The sequence below is a fragment of the Lysinibacillus sp. GbtcB16 genome (assembly GCF_019091145.1).
Classification (GTDB): Bacteria; Bacillota; Bacilli; order Bacillales_A; family Planococcaceae; genus Lysinibacillus; species Lysinibacillus fusiformis.
Window position 1 is genome coordinate 1 of the sequence record NZ_JAGXJV010000027.1, and the last position, 5,651, is coordinate 5,651.

Below are 5,651 nucleotides of genomic sequence, written 5' to 3' on the forward strand. Positions count from 1 at the left end.
TAATCGCCAATACAGAAGGCTATTTCGTTGAACCAGGCTCTGCCGCATCATTAGCAGGTGTTATTAAATCAGTCGAGAACGGAAAAATTCCAAAGGGTTCAAAAGTAGTTACAATCTTCACAGGTAATGGACTAAAAGATCCCGATACAGCCATGGATGTATCCACAGTCGAAGTTGTATCCCTTAAAAATGACGAAAATGAAATTAGAGAATATATCGAGGGAGTACTATGAGTAAAGCATGGCAAATCTCAGTTCCAGGAAGCACCGCCAATCTAGGGCCAGGCTTTGATTCCATAGGACTCGGCTTGTCTCTATACTTACAATTAACAGTTACTTTACAAGATACATGGGATATTATCCATCTTGATGATAACGGTCCTAAAGAATTTGATCTTGACAAACATTTACTATACGTCATTGCCAAAAAAGTTGCTGCTCAATATGGTCAACAATTACCTGCATGTCGTGTCGAGATGGCTAGCGAGCTACCATTAGCACGTGGGCTTGGAAGCAGTGCTGCTGTGATAGTTGCAGGTATTGAACTAGCCAATCAAGTATGTGGGCTTAACTTAACGATACAAGATAAACTCAACCTATCATCTCAAATTGAGGGACACCCAGATAACGCAACCGCTTCTGTTTTAGGAGGCTTAACCATTTCTTCTATGGATAAACAAGGTAATGTTGATACTTTTCATATCAATGAAATTGATGCTTCCTTTGTAGTATATGTACCAAATGTCGAGTTAAAAACGAGCGAATCTCGATCTGTATTGCCAGAGCAATTTGACAGAGCCTATGCTGTTCATGCTTCGGCAAATGCTAATATGTTAGCAGCTTCATTGATGGCACGTGATTTCCAGCGTGCTGGGCGTTATATGGAAGAAGATCTATTCCATGAACCTTTTCGTGCAAAGCTAATACCGGAGTATACAGAAATTCGTACAGCAGCAAAGATGAATGGTGCGTATGGTACAGCTTTAAGTGGAGCTGGCCCTACATTGATTTCTATCATTCCTTCTACCATTGCATATGACTTCGTTCAAACTATGAAAAATCAATTTCCTGAACATCAAGTGATTCTAACAAAAGCTGATGAGCAAGGTATACAAGTACATGAATATATGAAACGTCTACTATAATAGTAGGCGTTTTTTCTTGAAAGCAAGTGTGGATAAATCTAATATTATAGAAGTATAGGAATTGCCTTGAAACACCTATTATTAACTACTACGATGTGCGCTTTTCTAAGGAGGAACTATCTTGAAGCCAATTATATTCTGTGATTTCGATGGCACAATAACAGAAACTGATAATATCTTTTCTCTGATGACGGAATTTGTTCCACAAGAATCTGAGAAAATTGCAAAAGCTATGATGGAGCAAACCATTTCGTTTAAAGATGGGCTCTCTGCCATGTTTCATTTACTTTCTACTCAACAGAAAGATGAAGTCATTCAATATCTTATGGAAACAGCTATCATTCGTGAAGGCTTTGGAGATTTTGTTCGATATGCTCAAAATCATGCCATACCATTTTACATTGTAAGTGGAGGGGTCGATTTTTTTATTGAGCCTTTAGTAGAAAAATACGGTCCTTTCTCTGGTATTTACTGCAATACAGCTGACTTTTCTGGTGAGCAAATTAAACTAATTTATTCAAATAGCTGTGATGAGGATTGCGCAAAATATAGCATACAAGGGTGTGGTTGCTGCAAGCCTAGCGTTATGCGGAAGGTGGCAAAAGAAGATCATTTTAAAATCGTTATTGGTGATTCTCTTTCAGATTTTGAAGCTGCTAAACAAGCTGATATTGTTCTGGCTAGAGATCATCTCATTCAACACTGTGAAGAGCTTCATGTTCCATATAAACCATTTATCACATTCCACGACTGTTTAAAAGTTGTACAAGAACTTATAGAAACCAAACATACTATACCAGCAACTTAATATACGACTATTAAAAAAGGGAACCACATGAATGGCTCCCTTTTTGATAGACTTATACTAATAACACAAGGCTGATGGCCATGACAGCCATTCCCGCTACCAAACCATACATAGATAAATGAGTTTCATCATACCTCTGCGCTGCTGGTAATAATTCATCCAATGAAATAAAGACCATTATGCCTGCCACTCCAGCAAAAATGATGCCAAACATTACGTCTGTTAAAAATGGCATAAGGAGCAAAAATGCTACTAATGCACCGACGGGCTCTGCTAACCCCGATAAAAATGATAATTTAAAAGCCTTTCGACGATTACCCGTTGCAAAGAAAATTGGTACAGACACTGCTATCCCCTCTGGAATATTATGAATTGCTACTGCTATCGCAATGGCAATCCCTACATTTGGGTCATTAATAGCTGACATAAATGTAGCTATCCCCTCCGGAAAGTTATGAATTCCAATAGCTAGAGCTGTAAAAATACCCATCTTCATCAAATGATCTTCATTGACCTGTGGCTTTATTGCATTCACATCTTCCACTAGTTTTACTTCATGAGGATTTGTAGATTTTGGAATGAATTTATCGATTAAAGCAATGAATAACATGCCACCGAAGAATCCGGCGATTGTCATCCAATAACCATTCGTAGTACCTAATGCATTCGTTAAAGCATCTTTAGCCTTAACGAAAATCTCAACAAGTGAGACATAAATCATAACGCCTGCAGAAAAACCCAATGCTAGCGATAAAAATTTTGTATTTGTTCGTGATGTAAAAAACGCTATTAAACTACCTACCCCAGTTGCAAGCCCTGCAAATAGAGTCAGACCAAATGCTAGTAAAACGTTCCCGTCCATACCCTTCTTCCTTTTCCCTTTTTTTTATTGTACTCATCTTAACGCAGAAGTTTCCTAAGAGCAATTCTTTTTTACAAGGTAAATATCGCTCATGCCCTTCCTTGATCCTTTTGCACAGAAAAAAGCAGTATCAAATCCGATGAATTTGATACTGCCCTCACAACCTATTTATGATTCGATTGGAATGTTCTTTTGCGACGTTCATACCAGATGACACAAATGATAAACCAAGTATAGCCCATACTCCAGCCTGCAAGTACATCCGTAGCAAAGTGTCTAGCACCAGCTATACGAGATAATCCTATAAGCACCATCAGAATCGTAGCCCCAACCCATAATAGGATTTTACGACTTTTACTGTTATTTTCAGCTAATATATAAGCAGTTGCAAACAAATACAGAATACCCGTCATAGCATGTCCAGATGGAAAACTATACGATGTTAATTGATCTTCAATTTCAGGTCGCGCTCGTTGGATCCACTTTTTTAATACTTGATTTAACACATTCCCTGCTGCAAATGTTAAAACAACAAATAGCATGCCTCGATAATTTTTTGTCTTCCACGCTAAATACACAATCAAAAGTACTGCTACAATGACAACAAATATAGGTTCTCCTATATAATGAAAGACTTCAATAAATTGATTGCCAAAAAAGACATCTGCCATTTTCGCATCAAATTTATTCATCCAATCACTTCGAAAAGTAAATTTCAGAAAAATAAAAATAATTAGTGTAATAATTGCCAAAGGATAGGCCCATTTTTTCATACGTTCACCTCAAAAACATACTGCTATGATCTTCACATCATAACATAACTATGTCCGAACTAGAGGGAGAGAAGCATTAATTTTTATAAATACATTTTACATTCTTCAGTGACAATCATGGCCTGTTCATTAGGCTTGTTAAAATAATTAGAGACGACCAATGCAACAATGAATAAAATGGCCACAATAGGTAGAATTTTCCTAAATATCATCAACACACCTCTGTTCCACATCTATATTATTTGATGAGTACTGGATCAAACAGCCAATCCTTTGGACCAAAGTTTCGATCTTTTTCTCCTCTTACTTCACGAGAGATTCCATGTTTTATAATCACTTCTCTAAATCTTTTACTAAATAAAGTTTTTTTATAAAGATATCTTCCATCATGACTCCATTCAGTTGAGTAAAAGACATCGCCTTTTAACGCAGCTAAATCTTCATGATGATAAATATCTGGCCCCTTGATAACACCATTTAAACCACAGCTACATGGAGGTTGTTCAGTTGCAAAGTATAATTTCACTCTATCTTGACTACAAGACGGTAGCATTTGTGTTGGAATAATTTGATAAGCTGGCTGTTTACCTTGCTCAGGCCCCTGATGGATTACCTCTAAAAATTCAAAGCCTTCTAGTTTTTCATTTTTCAATAGTGCTACCAGTTCCTCTGAAGCTACCCAATATCCACTTACATGAACTAAATGACGTCCTTTCATGTGTGAAGTATCAATAACTATAGGAGATAATTGCTCTTTATCCATAAGTCCGCAATTTTTACAATGAGTACTTAAAGAAAATAAAGTTCCTTTATCCTCTAGAAACATCTCGGGTGAATTTCCTGTTGAATTTAAAGTAAATAATGGTGCCCGTTCATATTCCAAATCAGAAAATTCAAAGTAGAAACGCTCTCCTATTGAGACAATGCCAAATTCACGCTCTAATGACTCGTATACGGCAGCTACTTTCTCATATGTTACATCTTCATTTAATGTAAAAATAGGATTAAATTTTGTTTTTAAATTTCTCTTTCTAATTTCAGGCGCACCAATAGCAATACCATGACGATTATAAACGTTAATCACTTGATCTTGACTAGATTCATCTATAGAAAACAAATTTTCGAGTTCTACTTTCACAATACACGCCTACCTTTATAAAGTTTTATGGTGAAGTATATTGACTGCTAGTTACCATTCTATAATCTACCTTTTACATAGATAGTCAGGTTCCTTTATTTTGAAGAAAATCATTTGTATTATTACTCACTATAGCAAATCTACTTAACCACGGTAATTTAAGCGTACCAGTACTTATACCGATATTTCAACTTCGGGTTTACGCCATTTTTTTGGCGTGATTCATACAGAAATATGGCGTGATTTGGCGGACATAAAAATACACCGCCACTTTTTTGGCGGTGTTAGAAAATTTCATAGTAAATCCAGCATAACAATGAGGTATATTTTCCCATAAAATTATATGAGAAGAATTTTTGTTATAAAGTACCTTTTAATAGAAAAATACACCAACAGTATAGCATGGAATTTCTTTAGAGTAAATTCATTCTTTCAGCAAGATTCACAGCCTCTGTTCTTGAATCTACATTTAGCAAAGAAAAGAGCTGTGTTAAATATCTCTCAGTAGTTCGCTGAGGAATATTTAATTCAATAGCAATGGCTTTATTTGTATGACCTTCTGCAATCAGTCTTAAAATTTTCTTTTCTTTTTCATTTAAATGAATATCTTTAGCACTTTGCAATTTAAATTTATCATCCAGAAAATCTAAGAAATTTTTTGGTAGAACAAATTCACCATTTGCAATCGCTCTAACTGTCCGTATGATTTGCTCCTTAGAGGCCGTTTTCGCTAAAATGCCTTCTATTTTTCTCTCTAAAATAAGGGGATAATAATCCGTTATATCGTCTCCTGTATAAAGGATAACGGAAGCATCCGACTGAATAGATTTAATATGACGGGCTAAATTAATACCATTTTCCAATGGCATGTTAATATCAATCAGGTAAATAGCATATGGTTTATTTTTTATTCTTTGTATAACACA

Annotated in this window: 7 protein-coding genes and 1 pseudogene; 3 read left to right on the forward strand and 5 right to left on the reverse strand. The window is 35.8% G+C overall.

The window, feature by feature from the left end; genetic code table 11:
* The 3 genes and pseudogenes from KVT27_RS22765 to KVT27_RS22775 form a co-directional block, all read left to right on the forward strand.
* Window positions 1–233 (forward strand): annotated as a pseudogene (locus tag KVT27_RS22765) (threonine synthase); the annotation flags it as partial.
* On the forward strand, window positions 230–1,144 hold the full coding sequence (gene thrB, locus KVT27_RS22770) for a homoserine kinase (RefSeq protein ID WP_217581991.1): 915 nt from the start codon (window positions 230–232) through the stop codon (window positions 1,142–1,144). The pseudogene KVT27_RS22765 and the gene thrB, both read left to right, overlap by 4 nt.
* A gap of 121 nt (window positions 1,145–1,265) precedes the next feature.
* Window positions 1,266–1,952: an MtnX-like HAD-IB family phosphatase gene (locus KVT27_RS22775; protein WP_036121129.1), complete on the forward strand. Its 687-nt coding sequence runs from the start codon at window positions 1,266–1,268 to the stop codon at window positions 1,950–1,952.
* A 52-nt stretch (window positions 1,953–2,004) separates the two neighbouring features.
* Here KVT27_RS22775 and zupT read toward each other — a convergent pair whose 3' ends face one another.
* The 5 genes from zupT to KVT27_RS22795 form a co-directional block, all read right to left on the reverse strand.
* On the reverse strand, window positions 2,005–2,814 hold the full coding sequence (gene zupT, locus KVT27_RS22780) for a zinc transporter ZupT (protein WP_008175159.1): 810 nt from the start codon (window positions 2,812–2,814) through the stop codon (window positions 2,005–2,007).
* A gap of 164 nt (window positions 2,815–2,978) precedes the next feature.
* Entirely contained in the window at window positions 2,979–3,587 is a 609-nt protein-coding gene (locus KVT27_RS22785; protein WP_036121133.1) for a phosphatase PAP2 family protein, read from the reverse strand.
* 83 nt (window positions 3,588–3,670) lie between these two features.
* Window positions 3,671–3,799: a hypothetical protein gene (locus KVT27_RS27145; RefSeq protein WP_255350091.1), complete on the reverse strand. Its 129-nt coding sequence runs from the start codon at window positions 3,797–3,799 to the stop codon at window positions 3,671–3,673.
* A 26-nt stretch (window positions 3,800–3,825) separates the two neighbouring features.
* A complete protein-coding gene (locus KVT27_RS22790) occupies window positions 3,826–4,725 on the reverse strand; it encodes a hypothetical protein (protein WP_217581992.1) in 900 nt (299 codons plus the stop codon).
* A 413-nt stretch (window positions 4,726–5,138) separates the two neighbouring features.
* Window positions 5,139–5,651: LuxR C-terminal-related transcriptional regulator (locus tag KVT27_RS22795; RefSeq protein WP_217581993.1), on the reverse strand; the 513-nt coding region annotated here is incomplete at its 5' end.

Bases quoted from the DNA above. Each gene is read 5' to 3' on its own strand.
- thrB (WP_217581991.1), top strand. From the start codon at position 230: ATGAGTAAAGCATGGCAAATCTCAGTTCCAGGAAGCACCGCCAATCTA.
- zupT (WP_008175159.1), bottom strand. From the start codon at position 2,814: ATGGACGGGAACGTTTTACTAGCATTTGGTCTGACTCTATTTGCAGGG.
- KVT27_RS22785 (WP_036121133.1), bottom strand. From the start codon at position 3,587: ATGAAAAAATGGGCCTATCCTTTGGCAATTATTACACTAATTATTTTT.
- KVT27_RS27145 (WP_255350091.1), bottom strand. From the start codon at position 3,799: ATGATATTTAGGAAAATTCTACCTATTGTGGCCATTTTATTCATTGTT.